Below are 23,099 nucleotides of genomic sequence, written 5' to 3'. Positions count from 1 at the left end.
ACAGCAATGAAACCACTGCACGTAGTACTGGCTGTCCTGATCACGGCGATCTGGGGTGTCAACTTCTCGGTCATCAAGCTGGGACTGGCCACCGTGGACCCGTTTATTCTGGCGGGCATCCGCTTCAGTCTTTGTGCGTTACCGGCGATCTTTTTCATCCGCAAACCGAATGTGCCGTGGCGCTACATCATCGGTTACGGACTGGTGTTCGGCATCGGCCTGTGGGGCATCGTGAACCTGGGCATCAAGGCCGGGCTATCGGCAGGCATCGCTTCGCTGGTGCTGCAATTCAGCGCGTTTTTCACGATTCTGCTGGGCGGCTGGGTGTTCAAGGAAGCGCTGACACGCTTTCAGGTACTGGGCATGCTGATCGCACTCGGTGGATTGTTGTGCATCATCATGATCAGCGACGGTTCGGTCAGTCTGCCGGGTGTGCTGCTGGTGCTGGTGGGCGCAGCCTCATGGAGCGTCGCCAATATCATCAACAAAAAGGCCAGCACCAAAGAGGTCTTCGCGTTTCTGGTCTGGTCCAGCGCCTTCGCACCAATCCCGTTGTTCGCGCTCGACTACGCAGTGAACGGCAGCTCCGGCTACACCACGTTTGTCAATCAGGTCGATACGACCGCCGTGCTGTCGATCCTGTTTCAGGTTTACCCGAACACATTGTTCGCCTACTGGATATGGAACTCGCTGCTCAAAACCTATCCGGTTTCCACCGTCGCGCCACTGTCGCTGCTGGTGCCGATTTTCGGCATGCTCGGCTCGGTCTTGATCTTTCATGAGCAAGTGCCGGCGAGCAAGGTGATGGCGGTGGTACTGATTGTGCTCGGCCTGGCCGTCGGCCTCTATGGGCAGCGTATTTTCAATGCTATGTTTGCGCGTCCTGCGCGCACTTCAATATGAATCGACAGGGAGTAGGTATGAGTCTGGGAAGACGTGAATTCGTGAGGGTCTCGGTTGGCGCGACCCTGGTTGGAGGCAGCATGATTGCAGGTGTGACGAACGCACAGGCGGGTAACCAGCCTGTTCAGAATGACGTGATGACGGTGCTGGACCCCAACGATTGGGCATCCGTGCGAGCGCAGTTCAAGTTGTCGCCTGAATTCGTGCACATTTCCAACTTTTTTCTCGCTTCCAACCCCAAGCCGGTTCGCGATGCCATGGCGCGCCACCGGCAGGCATTCGACGAAAATCCGTACACCTACCTCGAAGACAACATGTTCGCCAGACCGCAGGACATGGTCTGGCGCAAGGTCTGCGCCGCGGCTGCCGACTATACCGGCGGACGCGCTGAGGACATCGCACTGACGACCAGCACCACGCAGGGTCTGTCGATGATCTACAACGGACTGAAGCTGGCCCCCCAACAGGAAATCCTGACGACCAACCACGAGTGGTACACCCACGACGAAGCGATGCGTCTGGCGGTCCTCAAGTGGGGCGGCAGCATTCGCCGGATCGACCTGTATCAAGGACCAGACGATGTCAGTGTCGACGCCATCGTCGCGCGCATTGAAAAAGCCATCAAACCGGCAACCCGCATTCTTGCCATGACCTGGGTGCATTCGGGCACTGGCGTACGCTTGCCGGCGCGAGAAATCGGTGCATTGGTAGCGAGGATCAACCGTGATCGGTCCGAAGCGGACAGAATCATCTACGTGATCGACGGCGTGCACGGCTTCGGCTGTTCCGAGGCGCAGGTGGCGAGCCTGGGTTGCGACTTTTTCAGCGCCGGTACACACAAATGGATTCTCGGCCCGCACGGGACCGGTCTGGTCTGGGCTCGCGAAGGTCAGTGGGCGCACATCACACCGACCATTCCCACCATTATGGCCGCCGAACCCGCCAATGCCTGGCGCCAACAGCGCGATCCACAGGGCCAGACGCAGGCAGCCTGGGTCAGTCCCGGTGGCTTTCTCGCGTTCGAAAACCAGTGGGCCATGATCGAGGCGTTCAAGTTCATCGAGCAGATCGGCCGCAAGCGCATTGCCGACCGGGTCGCCGAACTCAATGGGCAGTTGAAGGAGGGACTGGCGAAGCTGCCCAACGTGTATTTGCACACGCCGCAGTCTGCAGAGTTCTCGGCCGGGTTTGTCTGCTGTGATGTCAAAGACCGCGACCCCAAAGAGATCGTCGCCAGGCTCAAAGAGCAGAAAATCATTGCCAGCGCCACGCCTTATCGGCATTCGACCGTGCGCTTTTCCGCCGGGATCATCAATACGCCCGAAGACATCGAAAAGACCCTCAAAGTGATGCGCACTCTGGTCTGACATCCGCCCGAACCGACGTCAGTTGCCTGCACCTGGTCAAGGCCGGTTCGGGTCGCTCGCGTCCGCCTTCCTGTTGAAGAATCGCCGCGTACTCAAGGGCAAGGATCGATCAAATGAATGAAATAAACGCCGTCCCCCAAAAAGCTGCAAAAGAGCTGGCCATGTTCCTGTTCTGCTCGACGGTATATCGGTTGTTTTCCGGTGCGCTGATGGTCTCGCTGACATGGACCATCCTCAACCAGGAAGAAGGCGGATATCTGCCACTGGCACTAGCGATTTTTTGCTCGTTCATTCCGGCGTTTATCACGCCTGCGATGATCAGGCGCCTGTCGCTGCGCATGAACGGTCGGCAGATGAGCAGTTGGTTTGTGCTTGGGCTGACCGGCATCGCGCTGATATCGGGCGTGTCGCGAGATTTTACTGTCGGTTTGCTGATCACCAACCTGTTTGCCTGGCTGATGGTCATGTCGCTCGAAGCCAGCCTGGATATGTGGTTCACCCAGATTCAACGCGGCATGGATGAAACCAAGGTCCGGCGAATCAGTGGTGCAACCACAGCTACCAGTCAGGCCGCGCTGATGATCGGACCTTTGCTCGCGGCAGGCTTGATGCCGATTCTACCCGGCATGGGTTTCTCGATAGTGCTCAGCGCTGGCTTTTTTATGGTTGCGGCGATTTGCTTCACCCGCAACAGTCAACCTACAGCGGTGCAGGCAATGGCCGACGTTGCTGCACCTGCCAGGTTGCCGCTGACGCTGTTTGTGCCGATGGTGTTGATCTGGCCGATCCTCGGCGCATTCAACTTCATGCTGCCAGTGTATGTGGCGAGCCACGGCTGGGCACTGTTCGAACTGGGCATACTCGATGCCGTCTTCGGCCTGGGCATGGCGCTAATCGGGGTGCTGGTAATCATTGCCAATACCGGTCGCAACCTGACGGCCTATCTGTCAGGCCTGATTGCACTGGCGCTGATCGCCACTTCGATGTGGTTGCTGCTGCCGGACAATCTGATGCTCAAGTCGCTGAGCCTGTTGATCCTCGGTATGGCATTTGGCGGTGCGCGCGTGCATATCCGCGTCGCCATCGCCTGCCGGTACAGCGAGGCGGCGGTGGGTCTGTGTGTCAGCCGGGCGAACGCCTTGGCGACACCCGTGCTGCTGCTGATACTCAGCCTGCAATTGGCCATGATCGAAAACGCCTGGCTGCTGCCCTTCCTGCTGGTGACATTGAGTGCCGCGTTGCTGTTGCAGACCTCGGCTACACGTTTCGCCCGAGGTCAGGCAGACACCGCTGCCGCAGGCGCCTGAATCAGCGCCCGGCATTGGCGTAACCCCGGTCAGGTGCCCCGGGGTTTCGCCCGCGCCGTGGCTTCAGCCACCAGCGGATCATCCGGCCAGTAATGCTTGGGGTAGCGCCCCTTCAGATCCTTCTTCACCTCGGCATAGGTACTGCGCCAGAAGTTGGCCAGATCCTGCGTGACCTGCACCGGCCGCCGCGCTGGCGAGAGCAGATGCAGCTTGACCACTTGCCGGCCGCCGGCAATCCGTGGCGTATCGGCCAGACCAAACAACTCCTGCAAGCGCACCGCGAGAATCGGTGGATGGTCGCTGTAATCCAGGCGAATCGATGAACCCGACGGCACGCTCAAATGATGCGGCGCCAGCTCGTCGAGTTTCTGTGGCAGCGGCCACGGCAGCAGATTGCGCACGATGCTCGACAGGTCGAGGTTGGCGAAATGGCTCAGCCGCGAGACCTTGCCCAGATACGGCATCAGCCAGTCTTCCAGGGTATTGAGCAGCGCTGCATCGCTGACATCCGGCCATTGGCTGTCGTCCTGAGTGCGCAGATCGAGCTGGCGCAACAGCGCCACCCGCGCTTGCCACTGGCGCAGTTCCGGCGTCCATGGCAGCAGCTCCAGACCCTTGCGTCGCACCAGATTGACCAGGGCCTGACTGCGCGTGTTTTCATCGAGACCGGTCAACGGTTCGCGGCTGAGAATCAGCTCGCCGACCTTGCGCTGGCGCTCGGCACGCAGCACGCCTTCGCGTTCATCCCAATCGAGTTGGTCGACGCTGCGCACTTGCTCGGTGAGCACCGAATCGAACAGCGCCGGATCGAAATCCGCCGCCAGATAGATACGTTCTTCGCGCTGGCCCTGACGGCTGCCGAGGTCGGCGATGACAATCCACTCATGCTTCATCAAGCTGTCGGCCTCAGCGAACAGCGCGGCGCGACCGTTGGCCAACCGGTATTCGGCACCCCCGGCACGCCGTTGCTGGGCGACGCGATCCGGGTAGGCCAGCGCCAATAGCGCGCCGAGCCAGCGTGGATGCTCGGCATCGCTGACCGGCTCGCTCGGCTTGCCGCGCAAGTAGCCGCGATATTGCCGAGCCAATTGCCGGGCACGTTGCACCCCGCCCTGCGCCCCACGACCGGCACGTTCTTGGCCGGAAAGCAGGACCAATCGGCTGTGCAGATCCGCGCCAGCGCCGCGCAGGATATCGCGCTCGCCGAGCAGCGCTGCCACATCACAGGCCATCGCCGCCAGCCCCAGCGCCTGACCGCGCAACAGCAAATGCGCAATGCGCGGATGCGCCGGCAGTTCAGCCATGGCCTGGCCGTGGGCCGTCAGCGTGTCGCCGTGCAAGGCGCCGAGGCGTTGCAGCAGTTCCTGCGCTTGCGCATACGCGGCGGCCGGGGGCACATCCAGCCAAACCAGTTCGCCCGGGGTCACGCCCCAGCGCCCCAGCTGCAAAGCGAGGCTGGCCAGATCCGCCGAGAGAATTTCCGCGCTGCCATAGGCCGCCAGTTGTTCGTGCTGATCCGGTGACCACAGGCGATAACACACGCCCGGCTCCAATCGCCCGGCGCGGCCGGCACGCTGGGTGGCGCTGGCCTTGGAGATGCGTTGAGTGTCGAGGCGGGTCATGCCACTGCCCGGGTCGAAACGCGGCACCCGCGCCAGCCCGGCATCGATGACCACGCGCACGCCGTTGATGGTCAGGCTGGTCTCGGCGATGTTGGTTGCCAGCACCACTTTGCGCTGACCGGGCGGCGCCGGATCGATTGCCGCGCGTTGCGCATTGAGGTCGAGTTCGCCGTGCAACGGGCACAGCAAAACGTCTTTGCGCTCGCCGATTGCGTCGACCAGTTGCTGATGTACGCGACGGATCTCCGCTTGCCCCGGCAGGAACACCAACAGACTGCCGGTCTCGTCGTGCAGCGCTTCGAGCACGGTTTGGGTAACGCGCTGGTCGATGTATTCGCCTGGCTGAAACGGCCGGCCCCAGCGCATCGTCACCGGATACATGCGGCCTTCGCTGCGCAGGATCGGCGCGTCATCGAGCAACCCCGACAGGCGCTCGCCTTCGAGGGTCGCCGACATCAGCAGAATCTTCAGCGGCTGTTCAGCGCGAAACAGCTCGCGACCGTTCAGACTGAGCGCCAACGCCAGATCGGCGTCGAGACTGCGTTCATGAAATTCGTCGAAGATCAGCAGGCCCACACCCTCCAGCGCCGGGTCGTCCTGCAAGCGCCGGGTAAGGATGCCTTCGGTGACCACTTCGATACGGGTTTTCGGGCCGACTTTGCTGTCGAGGCGGATGCGATAGCCGACGGTTTCACCGACCTGCTCGCCGAGCTCGCTGGCCAAACGTTCCGCCGCTGCGCGCGCGGCCAGACGCCGTGGTTCGAGCATGACGATGGTCTGCCCGGCCAGCCAGGCTTCGTTGAGCAAGGCCAAGGGCACGCGGGTGGTCTTACCGGCGCCGGGCGGTGCTTCGAGCACGGCTTCGTGGCGTGACGCAAGGGCTTCACGCAGGGCGGGTAAAACATCATCGATCGGCAAAGAAATCATGCTGGCTCCCAAACAGAGCGGCGAGTATAACGACGAACTGTCTGACGTTCGTCAGGGTCTTAACTTCACAAGACGAAGCTTCGTTATTTGATGACTCAGGAGACATTTCCATGCGCTTACCCTCTCGCCTGATTGGCGGTGTTCTGGTTGCCACTCTGCTCACGCAACTGTCGGCGTGCGGTTCGATTTTCTACCCGGACCGCCGTGGCCAGATCGACGGCAAGATCGACCCGGCGATTGCCGTGCTCGATGCCGTCGGCCTGCTGTTCTACATCATTCCCGGGCTGATCGCGTTTGCCGTCGACTTCGCCACTGGGGCGATCTATTTCGAACCGGGCCACACCGCGCAGATCGATCCGGCCAAGCTCAAGCAAGCCATCGGCCCGGACGGTCAGGTCGACAATCACAAGTTGCAGGCGATTCTCGAGAGCGAACTGGGTAAAGACTTTCCTCTCGACGACCCGCGCCTGATCCAGCACAAGGGCAGCACTCAGCAACTGGCGATGTTCGGCCTGCAACCCGCCGCTTGAATAAGGACGTTCAATGACCTCCAGCCCCGAACACGCCCGCCTGCTGCGGCTGGCGACCCGCGCCTCGGTGGCGGTCGCGTGCACGCTGATCGTCGCCAAAGCGATTGCCTGGTGGCTCAGCGGATCGGTGAGCATGCTCGCCGGCCTCACCGACTCGGCGCTGGATGGCGTCACTTCAATGCTCAATCTGCTGGCGGTGCATTACGCCTTGCGTCCGGCGGATGACGATCACCGTTATGGCCACGGCAAAGCCGAATCGCTGGCGGGCATGGCGCAGGCGTTGTTCATCGGTGGCAGCGCGGTGCTGATCGCGTTCCAGGCCTACCAACGCTTGCAGACGCCGGAGCCGCTTGGCGCGCCGTGGCTGAGCATCGGTGTGATCGTGTTTTCCCTGCTGCTGACGGCGGCGCTGCTGATGTTGCAGCACCGGGTGATCAAGCAGACCGGCTCCAACGCCGTGCGTGCCGACTCCCTGCATTACCGTTCGGACCTGCTGCTCAACGGCAGCATCCTGATCGCGCTGGTGTTGGCCGGGATGGGTTTTGCGCAACTGGACGCGTGGTTCGGGCTGGGGATCGCCGTGTACATCTTCTGGAGCGCGGTTCAGATCGCCCGGGAAAGTTTTTCGGTGTTGATGGACGAGGAACTGCCCACCGATGTCAGTCAGCACATGCTCGAACTGGCGTGCAGCGTGCCGGGGGTGCTCGGTGCACATGACCTGCGTACGCGGATTTCCGGCAATCACTGGTTCGTGCAATTGCACCTGGAATTGCCGGGCGAACTGACCCTGTCAGTCGCCCATGGCATCAGCGATCAAGCGGCGGCGGCGATTCACAAGGAATATCCGAAGGCCGAGGTGCTGGTGCACGCCGACCCACAGGAAGTGGTGCTCGCCGCCCGCACTCAGTAATTGACCTGATAACCGCGGCTGCTCAGGCAGTTGCCCTGCGCCTGGCGATAGGCCTGAACCACTTCGGGTGCCGGTTGGTAGGTCGCGGTGCGCGGGTCGAAACCGCTTTGCTGCACCGCGTACTGCGAGCACTGGTAACCGTCCTGCTGCACCTGCTGCGGTGACTGGCCGTTGGCCGGATAGGCTTCGACGTCATAGCCCTGAGCTTGCGGTTGTGGCTGTTGCTGCAGCGGCGGCTCGACCACCACGTAATCCTGCGTCGCCTCCTGATAGGCGTAATACGAGCCGGCGGCGAGGAATAGCAGCGAGCCGCCGATCCACACTTCACGGGCGTAATCCGGCAAATACTGGATGCGGATCCCGCGCGGTGGCTGCACGACGATGTAGCGCGGGCCTTGCGGGCGATACCAATAGCCACCGGAATAGAAGTAATCCTGACCGCGATACGGCACGCGGTAATCACGATCCGGGAAACGATCGATCACATGGCCCGGACGATATTGCGGGCCAGGCCCCCAGCCATTGCCATGACCGTTCGGCCGTCCCGGCCAGCGGTTGTCATCGGGACGTGGCCGCGTCTGCCATTGCTGATTGTGGTAACCGTTCTGCGGGCGCTCGTCGCGGTAGTAACCCTGACGCGGCTCCTGAGTCTGGTGCACGGCGTCGGGTCGCGGCTGGACCGGCAGGTTGTTGCCCGGCTGGCGAGGCGGTTCTGGACGATCATCGACACGGTTGCGGTTCTGCCATTGACCGTCATTGTTGTGCGGCTGGCCGTTGTGCTCGAACTGACGGCTGTTGTCGCCACGGATGATCCCGTCGTTCTGCGGCCCGTTGCCCGGCCCACGATTCTGCGGCTCATCGGCCAGCGCTTGCGCACTGACACCCACACACAGCAAACCAACACCGGCCAGACGCCAGATGCGCGAATTCATGCTTTTCCTCACTGCGGGAGCCTGTCGTTGGCAGGGCTTGTTGCTGAGACTCGAAACAGCCCCATCGGGTTCTGCAACAGGTTATCAGTCGCGCGACTTATTTATTGAGGCGCCAACATGAAATCGCAGGCAAGAAAAAGGGAGACCCGTCGGCCTCCCTTCTGGAGAACTTCGTCCTGGCTCGACGCTTTTGACGTCGGCTCACCTCACACCGTCTTCTGGACAGTGTGCAGCTCGGGGGCCGGCACATCCCCGGTGGGGGTGGCGGCCGCGGCGGGCCTGATTGGGCGGGCCGCGTGGACTGTGTTACCGAGCAGTGATTCTGGTGTTAAGAATAAGCCTGAGGCTGCGACAGAGGATTGCGAAAATTGCTCAATTAAACACCGCTTGCGCAATTTTTAACCCTGGATAGATAATCTGCCGCAATAGTTACGACCAAGGACAGATTGATGAGCAAACTTGACCGGTATGACCTGAGTATTTTGGCGGAATTGCAGCGCGACGCCCGTATCTCCAACCAGGAACTGGCCGAGCGCATCGGTCTGTCGCCCTCGCCTTGCTCGCGCCGGGTCAAGCAGCTGGAAGACGATGGCTATATTTCGCGCCAGGTTGCGCTGCTCGATCGCAAGATGCTCGGCTTGAGCCTGACGGCGTATGTGCTGATCGGCATGGATCGGCACACCCCCGAGCGCTTCGAGAATTTCGAGGCGGCAATCCGCACATTGCCGCAAGTGCTGGAATGCAGTCTGGTGACCGGAGTGGATGCCGACTACCAGTTAAAAGTGGTCGTACCGGATATGGATCACTATCAAAAGTTGCTGCTGGGGCATCTGACCCGGATCGAGGGGGTCACCAGCGTGCGGTCGAGTTTTGTGCTGAATCAGGTTTTGAACAGTACTGAATTGCCGCTGACTCATTTGCGTAGCTAAGCAAAAGCCCCTCACCCCAGCCCTCTCCCGGAGGGAGAGGGAGCCGACCGAGAGATGCTCTAGAAGTACGCCGACCTGAAAGTTCTGTTGTGAATCCATAATCGACTCGATATTCAGGTCGATGTAAGACGCCAGACACCTCGGTCAGTCCCCTCTCCCGGAGGGAGAGGGAGCCGACCTAGAGATGCTCTAGAAGTACGCCGACCTGAAAGTTCTGTTGTGAATCCATAATCGACTCGATATTCAGGTCGATGTAAGACGCCAGACACCTCGGTCAGTCCCCTCTCCCGGAGGGAGAGGGAGCCGACCTAGCGATGCTCTAGAAGTACGCCGACCTGAAAGTTCTGTTGTGAATCCATAATCGACTCGATATTTCAGGTCGATGCAAGACGCCAGACACCTCGGTCAGTCCCCTCTCCCGGAGGGAGAGGGAGCCGACCTAGAGATGCTCTAGAAGTACGCCGACCTGAAAGTTCTGTTGTGAATCCATAATCGACTCGATATTCAGGTCGATGTAAGACGCCAGACACCTCGGTCAGTCCCCTCTCCCGGAGGGAGAGGGAGCCGACCTAGAGATGCTCTAGAAGTACGCCGACCTGAAAGTTCTGTTGTGAATCCATAATCGACTCGATATTTCAGGTCGATGTAAGACGCCAGACACCTCGGTCAGTCCCCTCTCCCTCCGGGAGAGGGTTAGGGTGAGGGCAACAATTGCGGATCAGATCCAGATCAATGCCCCGCCATCCGCCCTTGGCGTATACTCGCCGCCGCCCTTTCAGCCCTGTCCGCGCCGGAGATCGCCAATGGATCCAGCACTGTTCGAAGAGTGGATGATGACCGGTCTGGTCAGCATCCTGATCATTTTCATGGGTTTCATCGTCTGGGATCTGGCGAAGAAGTCCAAGGCCGGGCGGTTCGGCTCGTTCATTCTGTTTTTCGTGCTGGGCCTGGGCGTGGCCGCGTTCATCATCAAGAGTGTGGTGATCGGCCTGATCGAATCCGGCGCCTTATAAGCGCGCCGGCACTTCCCGCCACTGGCCCTGATCCAGCCCTTCAAGGGTCCAGTCACCAATCCTGACTCGCACCAGACGCAACGTCGGCAGCCCGACGGCCGCCGTCATGCGCCGCACCTGACGGTTGCGCCCTTCGCGAATCACCAGTTCCAGCCACGAAGTCGGTATGGTCGCGCGAAAGCGTACCGGCGGATTGCGCGGCCACAACTGCGGCTCAGGCAGTTGCCGCGCTTCAGCGGGCAGGGTCATGCCGTCATTCAGCTCGACGCCATCACGCAGGCGCTGCAACTGCTCGGCCGTCGGCTCGCCTTCCACCTGCACCCAATAGGTCTTCGCCAGTTTGTGTTTCGGATCGGCGATGCGCGCCTGCAACTGGCCGTCGTTGGTCAGCAGCAACAAACCTTCGCTGTCGCGATCCAGACGTCCGGCCGGGTAAATCCCCGGCACATCGATGTAATCCTTGAGCGTCGCCCGCCCTTCACCGTCGCTGAATTGCGTCAGCACATCGAAGGGTTTGTTGAACAGGATCAGTTTCGGCTCGGCCGGTGGTGCCTTGGCAACACGGCGCGGGGCAGAAGACTGAGGCTTCACGCCGGGGCGGCGGGAAGGTGGACGCGGGGGACGGGACATAAGAGACAGAACATTTAGCGATCAGGGCTGACAATGCTAGTGCCCCGACCGCCAAATGACCACGACTAACCGTTAACGGAATGGCGGCTCGTCGAAGCTGCGCAGTTTGCGCGAGTGCAGCGAGTTGAGTTCGGTACGCAGCAGATCCACCGCTTCGATGCCGATTTTCAAATGCTGGCTGACCGCGCGTTCATAGAAGGCGTTGGCCGAGCCCGGCAGTTTGATTTCGCTGTGCAGTGGTTTGTCCGAGACACAGAGCAGCGTGCCGTACGGCACCCGCAAGCGATAACCCTGCGCTGCGATCGTGCCGCTTTCCATGTCCACCGCAACCGCGCGGGACAGGTTGATCAGCGGTCGTTCCTGAGCCCAGCGCAGTTCCCAGTTACGGTCGTCGTAGGTCAGAACCGTGCCGGTGCGCAGGCGTTTTTTCAGGTCGTCGCCCTTCTCGCCGGTGACATTCGCCGCCGCCTGCTGCAGAGCAAGCTGCACTTCGGCCAGTGCCGGGATCGGAATATTCGGCGGCACCACACGATCAAGAATGCCGTCGCGGCGCATGTAGGCGTGGGCGAGCACGTAATCGCCGATGGTCTGCGACTGACGCAGGCCACCGCAGTGGCCGATCATCAGCCAGCAATGCGGACGCAGCACGGCCAAGTGATCGGTGATGTTCTTGGCGTTGGACGGGCCGACGCCGATGTTCACCAGCGTGACACCGTGGCCGTCGCTGGCGATCAGGTGATAGGCCGGCATCTGGTACCGGTGCCAGACCACACCGGCGGCAATCGCCGAGGCTTCGCCGTGATCCATGCTCTTCTCGATGATCACGTTGCCCGGCAGGACCATGCGCACGAAACGCGGATCGCGGCGCAACTGCTCCAGACCATGAACGATGAACTGATCGACGTAGCGATGGTAGTTGGTCAGCAGAATCCACGGCTGCACATGGCGCCAGTCGCTGCCGGTGTAATGCACCAGACGGCGCAGCGAGAAATCCACGCGCGCCGCATCAAACAGCGCCAGCGGCAGCGGATCGGTGTTTTCCCAGTCGTAGAGGCCGTCGGCAATGCCATCGGTCGCGGCGGACAGATCCGTACTCGGGAACACCCGCGCCAGCACCGCCGCGGTGACACCGGAACCGGCCAGTTCATCGCCCTGCTCGACCACATACGGATACGGAATATTCTGCTGGCTGACGCCGACTTCGACGGTCACGGTGAAGTCGTGCATCAACGGCGTCAGTTGTTCGAGCAGGTATTTGCGAAAGGCCGCCGGGTGGGTGACGGTGACGCTGTAAGTGCCCGGCAACTGCACCTTGGCGTAAGCGCGGGTGGTCTGCGGCACTTCGCCCTGGCAGTGGTAGGTCAGACGCAGTTCGGGATAACGAAACAGGGCACGCTGTTCGGCGTCGGGTTCGACGCGGTCCTTGAGGTAACGCTTGAGGGCAGAATTCAGCGCAGTGGTGGCCTGCTCATGCAGCTCGGCCAGACGATCCACGGCTTGTTCGGCGGTTTGAACGACAATAAACGCTTCGGTCACGATCAGCTTCCTGTGTTCTGACTTGCAGAGCTTCATCTTGCCTGCATCGTGGACGCACGGGAACAGTGGCGTTGTGGGTGTACCGAAATCTTTCAGGTAACCCGAATCACTGTGGGAGCTGGCTTGCCAGCGATGAGGCCGTCACATTCAACATCGATGTTGACTGACAGACCGCCATCGCTGGCAAGCCAGCTCCCACAGGGTTTTGTGGTGTCGGGAAAATTGCGGTCAGAAAAGCTGTGGAGTCGAGCGCGCGACGATCGCTTCGACGTCCAGCCCACGCGGCAAGCCGCCGTAGACGCGACCACCACCGCTCAGGCGGCTGGCAATGAAGGCATCACTGACCACCGAGTTGCCCGCCTCGAGCAACAGCTTGGCCTGCAAACCGAGCGCAATGTCCTCGGTCAACTGCCGCGCCCGATACTGAATATCACTGGTGTCCTTGAATTGCGCCTGCAACTGCTGGATATGTGCGGCCAGACGCTTGTCGCCATGGCCGTCGCCCAGTTCGCTGAACAGCACATCGAGCACGCCCGGTTCTTTTGACAATGCGCGCAGCACGTCGAGACATTGCACATTCCCCGACCCTTCCCACGTCGAATTCACCGGCGCTTCGCGGTACAGGCGCGGCAGGATGCTGTCTTCGACATAACCGGCGCCGCCCATGCATTCGGCGGCTTCGTTGATCATTCCTGGCGCACGTTTGCATATCCAGTATTTGCCCACCGCCGTCACCAGCCGCGCGAACTGCGCTTCGTGGCGATCATCCAGATGATCGAGCGCCTTGCCCATGCGCAGACTCAGGGCCAGCGCGGCTTCGCTCTCCAGCGCCAGATCGGCCAGCACGTTTTGCATCAGCGGTTGCTCGCTGAGCAGTTTGCCGCCGACCTTGCGGTGCGCGCAGTGATGGCTGGCCTGGGTCAGCGCCTGGCGCATCAGCGAGCTGGAGCCGACCATGCAATCGAAGCGGGTCATCGCCACCATCTCGATAATGGTCGGCACGCCGCGCCCTTCTTCGCCGATCATCCACGCCAGCGCCCCACGAAACTCCACTTCGCTGGAGGCGTTGGACTGGTTGCCGAGTTTGTTTTTCAGACGCTGGATGTAGAACTGATTGCGCGTGTCGTCCGGGCGATGGCGCGGCAGCAGGAAGCAACTCAAGCCCTTGTCGGTTTGCGCCAATGTCAGGAAGGCGTCGCACATCGGCGCCGAGCAGAACCACTTGTGCCCGACCAGTTCATAAGCCTGACCCGGGCCGCTGGCGCCGACCGGATAAGCCTTGGTGGTGTTGGCGCGAACATCGGTGCCGCCCTGCTTCTCGGTCATCGCCATGCCGATGGTCACGCCGGCCTTGTGCGCCATGCCGACGTTGCGCGGGTCGTAGTCGGTGGCGAGGACTTTCGGCAGCCACTGTTCGGCCAGGTCCGGCTGCAAGCGCAGGGCCGGCACGCTGGCGAAAGTCATGGTCAACGGGCAACCACTGCCGGCCTCGGCCTGGCTGTGCAGATAGGTCATCGACGCGCGGGCGACATGTGCGCCGTCCTGCGGGTGTGCCCAAGGCAGCGAGGTCAGGCCATGTTCGATCGCCGTGCGCATCAGCTCGTGGTAGGCCGGGTGAAATTCGACCAGATCGATGCGATGACCGTAGCGATCATGGCTGGCGAATACCGGTTTGTTCTGGTTGGCGAGAAACCCCGCTTCCATCAAAGGCCCACCCGCAAGTGCGCCATAGGCATCGATGCGCGACTCGGCCCAACCGGCGCCAAAACGCCGCGACCACTCCTGTAACGGCAGATCGATGCGGTACAGGTTGGTGCCGTCCAGCGACGGCGGCTGATTGGTGACTTCGTGGGTTTCGGCGAACTGATGCAGGTTCATGACGGCACTCCTTGTTCAGCAATGACACCAGTTAAGCACTGGTGCTTTTTTGAACAAAGTGTCATAGACGCCGTTTTTGCGGCGCTTTTACCCCATCAGCAACTGAGCACGCGGCGCTGTAATGCAGCCTGCAGATCCTCGAATTTCACCGGTTTGTGCAGATAGTCGATGGGCGCGCCCGGGGCGCATTGCTCGCGATCAGCACCCAGCGCCAGCATGAATACCGGCAAGTGCGCACAGCCCGGCAATGCATGGATCTGGCAGCACAGCGATGCGCCTTCGTGGCGGGGCAACTGGCAATCGATCAGCACCGCATCGAAGCTTTCCCGTTGCAGGCAGTCCAGCGCGGCGGCGCCGTTGTCAGCGCAGCGCACGCGGAAACCGAGCTTGAGCAACATGCCACGCATGACCAGTTGATTGACGCTGTTGTCATCCACCAGCAGCACCGTGCAGTCCTGCGGCGCACGAATGCAATCGCGGGTCGGCTGATCCGCAGGCGCTTCGATCACCGGCAGTTCGAATTCGACATCGAGTTGGAAGCGGCTGCCGCGTCCCGGCTCGGAACGATGGGTGAGTTTGCCGCCGAGCAATTCGACCAGTTGCCGACAGATCGCCAGACCCACCCCCAGGCCGCCGTATTCGCGAGTCATCGAGCCGTCGAGCTGGAAGAAACGCTGATACAGGGTCGCCTCGCCCAGATCAGTGAAACCGATACCGGTGTCGATCACCGCGAACGATAGCGCCATGCGCTCATCCGCCGACGGCCGCCCGGTAACGCGCAACGCCAGCCCGCCGACGCGGGTGAACTTGATCGCATTGTCCAGCAGGCATTCCAGGCACTGCGCCAGTTTCGCGCTGTCGCCGAGCAAGCGATCCGGCAGGGTCGGCAGCACCTCGACCTTGAAGTCCAGCGACTTGCTCGCTGCATTACCTTCGAACTGCACGCGCAACGCCTCGACCACTGCGCGCAGGCTGAAACTGCCCGGCGTCGCCTTGAGTTTGCCGGCCTGCAATTCAGTGAGCGTGAGGATGCCATTGACCATGCGCATCATGTCGCGAGCAGAACCGGCGGCGGTTTGTTGATATTGCTCAAGCTCGGGATCGAGGTCGACGGTCTGCATCAGCTCCAGCGAACCGATCACGCCGTTCATCGGCGTGCGCAGTTCGTGGGTCAACGTCGCGAGGAATTCATCCTTGAGCTTGTTGCTGTGGGCCAGTTGCTGGTTGAGCACTTCGAGTTTCTGCCCGGCGTCGAACAAGGTCTGCGCCTGTTGTTCGCGCATCGCGTTGATGCGGTCGGCCAGCGCCAGCGACAGCAGCGCCACCTCGATGGCCGAGCCGATCTGGCTGGCGTACATGGTCAGGAACACATTGGGCAGCAACCCCAGCACCATCAGCGTGTTGACGATGCCGCCGAGCAGGAACGCCGACCAGGCGATGATGAAGTAACGCGCCACCCGCAGGCCGCGCCACCAGGCAAGAATCCCGGCGGCAAAGATCACCACGGTGAAGGTCAGCGCCAGTGTGGTCGCCAGGCGCAGGGCCAGAGCATAACTGGTCATCAGCGACAGGCCGATCACCAGTGCACTGAAGGCAATCAGGCCGATCAGCAAGCGGTCCAGCCAGGGGCTGTGGGTCTTGGTCTGCAGGAAACTGCGGGCGAACTGGCTGCCGAACAGTCCGGCGCAACCGATGAAGAACGGTGTCGCGGCGTTGGCCCACCATGGGTTGTCCGGCCAGAAATACTCGACCGCCGCGCCATTGACCGACAATTGATAGAGGCCGAACGAGCCGATATAGAAGATGTAATAGAGGTAACTGGTGTCGCGCACGCTCAAGTAGATGAACAGGTTGTAGACCAGCATCCCCAGCAGCACGCCATAAATGATGCCGAGTACGTACAGGCGCACCGGCTGGTCTTCGAGGTATGCGCTGCTCGACCACAACGTCACCGGCGCCTGGATCGAGCCTTCGCTGGCCAGGCGCAGGTACAGCGTCTGCTGTTGATCCGGTTTGAAGGGAAGGTCGAACAGGTAGTTGTTCTGGCGGATCTCGCGACTGGCGAAGGGCAAGGCATCGCCGGTCTGGCGCACCAGTCGGTATTCGCCGCTGGTGTCAGGCAAGTACAGGTCGAGGTGATCAAGCGGCGGATACGCCAGTTCCAGCAGCCACGTGCGCTGGGCGGCCGGGTTGCTCGGGCGGTAATGCAGGTCGATCTTCAGCCAGAACGCCGAACGCGAGTAGCCGGCGTTCAGCGTGGCTTTGTCGTGGGCTTTGAACTGGCCGGCGGCGTCTTGCGCGCGGACGTCGGCAATCGTCGCCTGACCGCTCGGGTCTTCGAACACTTGCAGCGATCGGCCCAGTGGCAGGCTCTGGGTGAATTCGTCGAATTCGACAGCGCTCGCCATGAGGGGCAAGCAGAACAGCAACATCAGCAAATAGCGCATTGAAGCCCCAGCGTGGCTCGTCCGGTTGTGTCAGGAAGCCCCCCATTCCCTTTGAGTAGACGTAAAACCGGTATTACCTGTGATTGTTTGGATCCAGCCTAGCATAGCCGTTGATGGCCATTGAGCACCATGGAAATTTTTCCTACAACGGCTCTAGAACGGGCGTTCCAGGGCAAAGCACCGAGATAGAGCTGTTGGGTTGGTCAACTCGCGACGACAGCCTCCTTGATAGATGACCAATTGTGGCGAGGGGATTTATCCCCGTTCGGCTGCGAAGCAGTCGCAAGTCCATCCAGCGAGGTGTGTCAGAAAGAACCGGATTGCAGGGTTTGGGGCCGCTTCGCAGCCCAACGGGGATAAATCCCCTCGCCACAAATGTGCTCCAAATAAAGACTGCGGGGTTGTCCGACAATCTGCTCGCAAACACCGTGAGTACTGAACCCCAAAATCAGCTTTGGTGGTAAGCTCGCGCACCATGAATATCTACAGCTCCCGCCCCGTTGTCCTCTGTCTCTCCGGCCACGACCCCAGTGGTGGCGCCGGCTTGCAGGCAGATATCGAAGCCTTGCTCGCGCAGGGTTGCCATGCGGCTCCGGCCGTCACCGCCCTGACCGTGCAAGACACCGTCAACGTCACTGACTTCCGCGTCCTCGACCGTGAGTGGGTACTGGCCCAGGCCAACGCCGTGCTCAACGACTCCGAAGTCGCCGCAGTGAAACTGGGCATGCTCGGTTCGCTGGAGATGGTCGACACGGTCGTCGAACTGCTCTCGGCGCACCCGCATCTGCCGGTGGTCTGCGACCCGGTGCTGCGTGCCGGCGGCGGCGGACGCCTGGGCAAGGACGAGGTCGGCTATGCGATGCGCGAGCGTCTGCTGCCGCTGTCGATCATTGCTACCCCAATCTTCCTGAAGCGCGCATCCTCGCCGAACTGCCCGAAGGCACGGCCGACGAGTGCGCAGAAAAACTCCTGCCATTCGTCAAAAACCTGCTGATCACCGGCGGCCATGGCGACGAAACTGAAATCCACAACCGCGTGTACAGCCGCGACGGCCTGCGCGAAACCTTTATCTGCCAGCGCCTGCCGGGCAGCTATCACGGCTCCGGTTGTACGCTGGCCAGCGCCCTCGCCGGTCGTCTGGCTCAGGGCGAACACCTGGCCAGTGCCGTGCGCAGTGCGCTGGATTACACCTGGCGCACTTTGCGCGATGCCGAACAACTGGGCAAAGGCCAGTTCGTGCCGCGTCGCCTGCCGCTGGATTTCTGCTCGTAACGTCGTGAGGTCTGCCCGATGAAACTACGTGGCCTGTATGCCATTACCGACAGCCAGTTGCTGGCCGGCAAGTTTCTGTCTTACGTGGAGGCGGCGCTCGACGGCGGCGTCACCCTGCTGCAATACCGCGACAAGAGCAGCGACGAGGCCCGCCGTCTGCGCGAGGCCGAAACGCTGCGCAACTTGTGCGAGCGCTATAAAACGCAGTTGATCATCAACGACGACGCCGAGTTGGCCGCGCGCCTCAACGTTGGCGTGCACTTGGGCCAGACCGACGGCCCGCTGTCGCCGACCCGCGCCCTGCTCGGTTCGAAAGCGATCATCGGTTCGACCTGCCACGGGCAAATCGCTCTGGCCGAACAGGCTGCCAAAGAAGGTGCGAGTTATGTCGCCTTCGGCCGCTTCTTCAATTCCACCACCAAACCCGGTGCGCCGAGTTGCAGCCTCGACTTGCTCGACGAAGCCAAACGCACGCTGCACTTGCCGATCTGCGCGATCGGCGGCATCACCCTCGATAACGCCGCGCCCCTGGTCGAGCACGGTGTCGATCTGCTCGCCGTGATCCACGGTTTGTTCGGCGCCGAGAGCAGCGCCGAAGTGACCCGCCGCGCCCGCGCCTTCAACGAACTTCTGAAAATCTGATTTGAGAGCCCGATCATGTCTCGTTCCGAAACCCTGTTTGCCAATGCTCAGAAACACATTCCCGGCGGCGTCAACTCGCCGGTGCGCGCGTTCAAGAGCGTTGGCGGCACCCCGCTGTTCTTCAAACACGCCGAAGGCGCTTACGTCACCGACGAAGATGACAAGCGTTATGTCGATTACGTCGGTTCGTGGGGCCCGATGATCCTCGGCCACAGCCATCCGGACGTGCTCGACGCGGTGCGCAATCAGCTGCAACACGGCCTGTCCTACGGCGCACCGACGTCGATGGAAACCGAGATGGCCGATCTGGTCTGCTCGCTGGTGCCGTCGATGGAGATGGTGCGCATGGTCAGCTCCGGCACCGAAGCGACCATGAGCGCGATCCGACTGGCCCGTGGTTACACCGGTCGCGACAGCATCATCAAATTCGAAGGCTGCTACCACGGCCACTCCGACAGCCTGCTGGTCAAGGCCGGTTCCGGCGCTCTGACCCAGGGCGTACCGAGCTCGGCCGGCGTGCCTGCAGCGTTCGCCAAACACACCCTGACCCTGCCGTTCAACGACATCGACGCGGTTGAAGCGATGCTCGCCGAAGTGGGCGGAGAGGTGGCGTGCATCATCGTCGAGCCGGTCGCCGGCAACATGAACTGCGTGCCGCCAGCGCCGGGCTTCCTCGAAGGCCTGCGTTCGCTGTGCGACAAGCACGGCGTGGTGTTGATTTTTGACGAAGTGATGACCGGTTTCCGCGTCGCCCTCGGCGGTGCCCAGGCGCACTACGGCGTGACGCCGGACCTGACCACGTTCGGCAAGATCATCGGCGGCGGCATGCCGGTGGGCTGCTTCGGCGGCAAGCGCGAGATCATGCAGCGCATCGCCCCGCTCGGTCCGGTGTATCAGGCAGGTACGTTGTCGGGTAATCCGCTGGCGATGGCTGCCGGCCTGACGACCTTGCGTCTGATCAGCCGCCCGGGTTTCCACGCCGAATTGACCGACTACACCGCGCGCATGCTCGACGGTCTGCAGCAGCGTGCCGATGCTGCGGGCATCCCGTTCGTGACCACTCAGGCCGGCGGCATGTTCGGTCTGTACTTCAGCGGCGCCGACGACATCGTCACCTTCGACGACGTGATGGCCAGCGACGCAGCAATGTTCGGTCGCTTCTTCCACCTGATGCTGGAAGGTGGCGTGTACCTGGCGCCGAGCGCTTTCGAAGCCGGTTTCACCTCGATCGCCCATGGCGAAGCCGAGTTGCAACTGACACTGGACGCCGCCGAGCGCGCCTTCGCCGCATTGAAATAATCGCCGTACCGCTGACGTTGGCTATGGCCAGCGTCAGCTTTCACCTACATCCGCTCGGTTTTTCCGACGTGCCTGCGAAAATCCTGCCCGAATCGGGCGATATATTCCCCACGCAGCAGAAAAACGAGTAAAGACTTTGTAAGGTTGGCCCTGCTTATTTCATAATGCGCGCTTATTGGATCCCTCGACGGGTCCGCGTGCCCTTCAGAGGTAAGTCGATTCCCATGAACCGCACCGGCCGCACCCTTGCATTGGGCTGCCTGTTGCTCCTTCAGCCCCTGCTCGCGCATGCACAAGCAGGCGGCAACTCGTTGTTGATCCCGGCGATGGGTCGTTGCACCCTCAATACTCAGCCGCAAGATGTCACGCAGGCACTGGCCGCCTGCCAGAAAGCGGCGGACGAAGGGGATGCACAAGCGCAATACGAGTTGGGTGAGTTCTACTACGACGGCAAGAACGCGCCGCGCGACCTCAATCAAGCCCTGAGCTATTTCGAAAAGGCCTCGTTGCAAGGCCACGCCCAGGCGCAATACAAGCTCGGCAGCATGTTCTTCCACGGTGAAGGTGTGCAGGCCAACAATATCCAGGCCTACATCGTGCTGAAGATGGCAGCGGTCAACGGTGCCGAAGAGGCGCTGGACACGGCCGACGAAGTCTCGGAAAAGATGTCCCGCGAAGATCTCGAAACCGCCACTCAGGTGCTCGGGCAGATTTTCCGCAAATACCTGATGGAACTGCAGAACGCCGATGGGCGTACGCCGTTTTCACCTCTTCCCTGATTTTTGCGCCGACCATTCTGGCCTCTTCGCGAGCAGGCTCGCTCCCACAGAGGATCTTCTGAACACTGGAGATCTACTGTGGGAGCGAGCCTGCTCGCGAATGGGGGCTACGCGGTCTTGAAGCTTACTTTTCAGGCATCGGCATCGGAAACGGCATGACATTGCCGACCGCGCCCCGGGCCTCGCTGATTTTCGGCGTGCCCAGACGTTCGACTTCATCGATGCGCACGATCGAATGCATCGGCACAAAACTGCGCACCACGCCTTCGAATTGCGCCTTGAGCTTTTCTTCGCTCGGATCGACGACCATTTGCGTGCGCTCGCCAAAGACGAATTCTTCAACTTCCAGGAAACCCCACAGATCACTTTGATAGATCTGCTTGGCGTACATTTCGAACACCTGGCCCTGGTTGAGGAAAATCACCTTGTAGATTGGAGCTTCGCGTTTGGTCATGGCGGGCGGATAACATCGGGGTAAAAATGAGGGCGCGAACTATAGCATAGCCACCGGACGCACAGCGGTAGGAACCTGACGGCTTGTTCCCTATAATGCGCGGTTCTTTGAATCACGTGACGACCCGAATCCATGGCCAAGAAGCTTTACATCGAAACCCACGGTTGCCAGATGAACGAGTACGACAGCTCGCGCATGGTCGATCTGCTGGGCGAACATCAGGCCCTGGAAGTCACCGCTCGCGCGGAAGACGCCGACGTGATTCTGCTCAACACCTGCTCGATCCGCGAACGCGCGCAAGACCGCGTGTATTCGCAGCTCGGCCGCTGGCGCGAACTGAAGCTGGCCAACCCGGACATGGTCATCGCTGTCGGCGGTTGCGTGGCCAGCCAGGAAGGCGCGGCGATCCGCGATCGCGCTCCCTACGTTGACGTGGTGTTCGGCCCGCAGACCCTGCACCGTCTGCCGGAAATGATCGACGCCGCGCGCAGCAGCAAGCTGCCGCAGGTCGACGTCTCGTTTCCGGAAATCGAAAAATTCGACCACCTGCCCGAGCCGCGTATCGACGGCCCGAGCGCTTATGTGTCAGTGATGGAAGGTTGCAGCAAGTACTGCACCTTCTGCGTGGTGCCGTATACCCGTGGTGAAGAAGTCAGCCGGCCGTTCGACGACGTGATCGCGGAAATCATTCACCTTGCCGAACACGGCGTGCGTGAAGTGACCTTGCTCGGGCAGAACGTCAACGGCTATCGCGGCCAGACCCACGACGGTCGCCTGGCCGATCTGGCCGAACTGATCCGCGTGGTCGCCGCTGTCGATGGCATCGACCGCATCCGCTACACCACGTCGCACCCGCTGGAGTTCTCCGACAGCCTGATCCAGGCCCACGCCGAAGTGCCGGAACTGGTCAAGCACTTGCACTTGCCGGTGCAGTCGGGCTCCGACCGGATTCTCGCGGCGATGAAGCGCAACCACACGGCGCTGGAGTACAAATCCAAGCTGCGCAAATTGCGCGCTGCCGTGCCGGGGATCTGCATCAGTTCGGACTTCATCGTCGGCTTCCCCGGTGAAACCGAGAAAGACTTCGAGCAGACCATGAAGCTGATTGCCGATGTCGGCTTCGATTTCTCCTACTCGTTCGTCTACAGCCAGCGCCCGGGCACGCCCGCTGCCGATCTGGCCGATGACACACCGGAAGAATTGAAGAAAGAACGCCTGAACGCGCTGCAACATCGTTTGAATCAACAGGGCTTCGAAATCAGCCGACAAATGGTCGGCTCGATCCAGCGCATTCTGGTGACCGATTATTCGAAGAAAGACCCAGGCGAGCTCCAGGGCCGCACCGAGAATAATCGTATCGTCAACTTCCGCTGCGACAATCCCACCCTGATCGGCCAGTTCGCCGATGTGCACATCGACGCCGCGCAACCGCACTCGCTGCGTGGCTCGCTGGTTCAATAACACCATCGCATTGTGGATGGGGCTTCTGTGGTGAGGGGATTTATCCCCGATGGTTGGCGCAGCCGACCCAAAACCTGCACTCCGGGTGATCTGATACACCTCTGATAATGGTTTCAGGACCGCTTCGCGCCCCATCGGGGATAAATCCCCTCACCACAAAAGAACCCGCCAGCCACAGAGAATGGGTTCGAAAGCAGCGTCGATATTTAAGAGCTTTCGCACCCAGGCCACTGGCGTTATCCTTGATTTCATCCTAATTGC

At 61.2% G+C, this 23,099-nt stretch carries 18 protein-coding genes and 1 pseudogene; 12 read left to right on the top strand and 7 right to left on the bottom strand.

The window, feature by feature from the left end; translation table 11 throughout:
• Positions 1-6 precede the first annotated feature (6 nt).
• The 3 genes from ACZZ0K_RS00895 to ACZZ0K_RS00885 all read left to right on the top strand — a co-directional run bounded on the left by ACZZ0K_RS00895 (position 7) and on the right by ACZZ0K_RS00885 (position 3,577).
• Positions 7-903: an EamA family transporter gene (locus ACZZ0K_RS00895; RefSeq protein WP_150742294.1), complete on the top strand. Its 897-nt coding sequence runs from the start codon at positions 7-9 to the stop codon at positions 901-903.
• 92 nt (positions 904-995) lie between these two features.
• Positions 996-2,270 carry an aminotransferase class V-fold PLP-dependent enzyme gene (locus tag ACZZ0K_RS00890; RefSeq protein WP_258707230.1) on the top strand — a complete coding sequence of 425 codons (1,275 nt, stop codon included), beginning with the start codon at positions 996-998 and terminating at the stop codon, positions 2,268-2,270.
• A gap of 113 nt (positions 2,271-2,383) precedes the next feature.
• Positions 2,384-3,577: a hypothetical protein gene (locus ACZZ0K_RS00885; protein ID WP_258707231.1), complete on the top strand. Its 1,194-nt coding sequence runs from the start codon at positions 2,384-2,386 to the stop codon at positions 3,575-3,577.
• 29 nt (positions 3,578-3,606) lie between these two features.
• Here the strand turns inward: ACZZ0K_RS00885 and hrpB are convergent, their stop codons facing one another.
• Positions 3,607-6,126 carry an ATP-dependent helicase HrpB gene (gene hrpB / locus ACZZ0K_RS00880; protein WP_258707232.1) on the bottom strand — a complete coding sequence of 840 codons (2,520 nt, stop codon included), beginning with the start codon at positions 6,124-6,126 and terminating at the stop codon, positions 3,607-3,609.
• 110 nt (positions 6,127-6,236) lie between these two features.
• Here hrpB and ACZZ0K_RS00875 point away from each other — a divergent pair, with 110 nt between their 5' ends.
• Together ACZZ0K_RS00875 and ACZZ0K_RS00870 are read left to right on the top strand one after the other, a co-directional pair.
• The gene (locus tag ACZZ0K_RS00875) at positions 6,237-6,656 is read left to right on the top strand and encodes a hypothetical protein (protein ID WP_042610556.1); all 420 of its coding nucleotides are present in this window, start codon (positions 6,237-6,239) and stop codon (positions 6,654-6,656) included.
• A 13-nt stretch (positions 6,657-6,669) separates the two neighbouring features.
• Positions 6,670-7,566 (top strand): cation diffusion facilitator family transporter, encoded by an 897-nt coding sequence (locus ACZZ0K_RS00870; RefSeq protein ID WP_252882728.1) that lies wholly within the window; start codon positions 6,670-6,672, stop codon positions 7,564-7,566.
• Here the strand turns inward: ACZZ0K_RS00870 and ACZZ0K_RS00865 are convergent.
• The gene (locus ACZZ0K_RS00865; protein WP_463558932.1) at positions 7,560-8,498 is read right to left on the bottom strand and encodes a DUF6515 family protein; all 939 of its coding nucleotides are present in this window, start codon (positions 8,496-8,498) and stop codon (positions 7,560-7,562) included. The two genes, ACZZ0K_RS00870 and ACZZ0K_RS00865, sit on opposite strands and share 7 nt — an antisense overlap.
• Before the next feature lie 449 nt (positions 8,499-8,947).
• Here ACZZ0K_RS00865 and ACZZ0K_RS00860 point away from each other — a divergent pair, with 449 nt between their 5' ends.
• A complete protein-coding gene (locus ACZZ0K_RS00860) occupies positions 8,948-9,427 on the top strand; it encodes an Lrp/AsnC family transcriptional regulator (protein ID WP_007909658.1) in 480 nt (159 codons plus the stop codon).
• Between the two features lie 803 nt (positions 9,428-10,230).
• On the top strand, positions 10,231-10,440 hold the full coding sequence (locus ACZZ0K_RS00855) for a DUF2788 domain-containing protein (protein WP_016773053.1): 210 nt from the start codon (positions 10,231-10,233) through the stop codon (positions 10,438-10,440).
• Here ACZZ0K_RS00855 and ACZZ0K_RS00850 read toward each other — a convergent pair.
• The 4 genes from ACZZ0K_RS00850 to ACZZ0K_RS00835 form a co-directional block, all read right to left on the bottom strand.
• A complete protein-coding gene (locus ACZZ0K_RS00850; RefSeq protein WP_258707234.1) occupies positions 10,435-11,070 on the bottom strand; it encodes a pseudouridine synthase in 636 nt (211 codons plus the stop codon). The two genes, ACZZ0K_RS00855 and ACZZ0K_RS00850, sit on opposite strands and share 6 nt — an antisense overlap.
• Before the next feature lie 72 nt (positions 11,071-11,142).
• A complete protein-coding gene (amn, locus tag ACZZ0K_RS00845) occupies positions 11,143-12,642 on the bottom strand; it encodes an AMP nucleosidase (protein WP_258707235.1) in 1,500 nt (499 codons plus the stop codon).
• A gap of 192 nt (positions 12,643-12,834) precedes the next feature.
• Positions 12,835-14,484 carry an acyl-CoA dehydrogenase family protein gene (locus ACZZ0K_RS00840; RefSeq protein ID WP_150742300.1) on the bottom strand — a complete coding sequence of 550 codons (1,650 nt, stop codon included), beginning with the start codon at positions 14,482-14,484 and terminating at the stop codon, positions 12,835-12,837.
• 95 nt (positions 14,485-14,579) lie between these two features.
• Positions 14,580-16,931, bottom strand: coding sequence for a hybrid sensor histidine kinase/response regulator (locus ACZZ0K_RS00835; protein WP_258707236.1), 2,352 nt, complete (start codon positions 16,929-16,931; stop codon positions 14,580-14,582).
• Between the two features lie 475 nt (positions 16,932-17,406).
• Here ACZZ0K_RS00835 and ACZZ0K_RS00830 point away from each other — a divergent pair.
• The 4 genes and pseudogenes from ACZZ0K_RS00830 (at position 17,407) to ACZZ0K_RS00815 (ending at position 20,923) form a co-directional block, all read left to right on the top strand.
• Positions 17,407-18,203, top strand: a pseudogene (locus ACZZ0K_RS00830) (hydroxymethylpyrimidine/phosphomethylpyrimidine kinase).
• Between the two features lie 18 nt (positions 18,204-18,221).
• Positions 18,222-18,845 carry a thiamine phosphate synthase gene (thiE, locus tag ACZZ0K_RS00825; protein ID WP_056790629.1) on the top strand — a complete coding sequence of 208 codons (624 nt, stop codon included), beginning with the start codon at positions 18,222-18,224 and terminating at the stop codon, positions 18,843-18,845.
• Between the two features lie 15 nt (positions 18,846-18,860).
• Complete coding sequence (gene hemL / locus ACZZ0K_RS00820; RefSeq protein ID WP_073475652.1) at positions 18,861-20,144, top strand: glutamate-1-semialdehyde 2,1-aminomutase; 1,284 nt, start codon at positions 18,861-18,863, stop codon at positions 20,142-20,144.
• Between the two features lie 224 nt (positions 20,145-20,368).
• On the top strand, positions 20,369-20,923 hold the full coding sequence (locus tag ACZZ0K_RS00815; protein WP_041477733.1) for a tetratricopeptide repeat protein: 555 nt from the start codon (positions 20,369-20,371) through the stop codon (positions 20,921-20,923).
• A gap of 124 nt (positions 20,924-21,047) precedes the next feature.
• Here ACZZ0K_RS00815 and ACZZ0K_RS00810 read toward each other — a convergent pair whose 3' ends face one another.
• A complete protein-coding gene (locus tag ACZZ0K_RS00810; protein ID WP_016773045.1) occupies positions 21,048-21,377 on the bottom strand; it encodes a DUF1820 family protein in 330 nt (109 codons plus the stop codon).
• A 132-nt stretch (positions 21,378-21,509) separates the two neighbouring features.
• Between ACZZ0K_RS00810 and miaB the strand changes: the two genes are divergently transcribed.
• Entirely contained in the window at positions 21,510-22,838 is a 1,329-nt protein-coding gene (miaB, locus tag ACZZ0K_RS00805) for a tRNA (N6-isopentenyl adenosine(37)-C2)-methylthiotransferase MiaB (RefSeq protein ID WP_041477732.1), read from the top strand.
• Positions 22,839-23,099 lie beyond the last annotated feature (261 nt).

The organism is Pseudomonas sp. AC255 (assembly GCF_979258175.1).
Note: the sequence above shows the minus strand (reverse complement) of the source record. Positions and strands in the feature narration are given on the sequence as shown.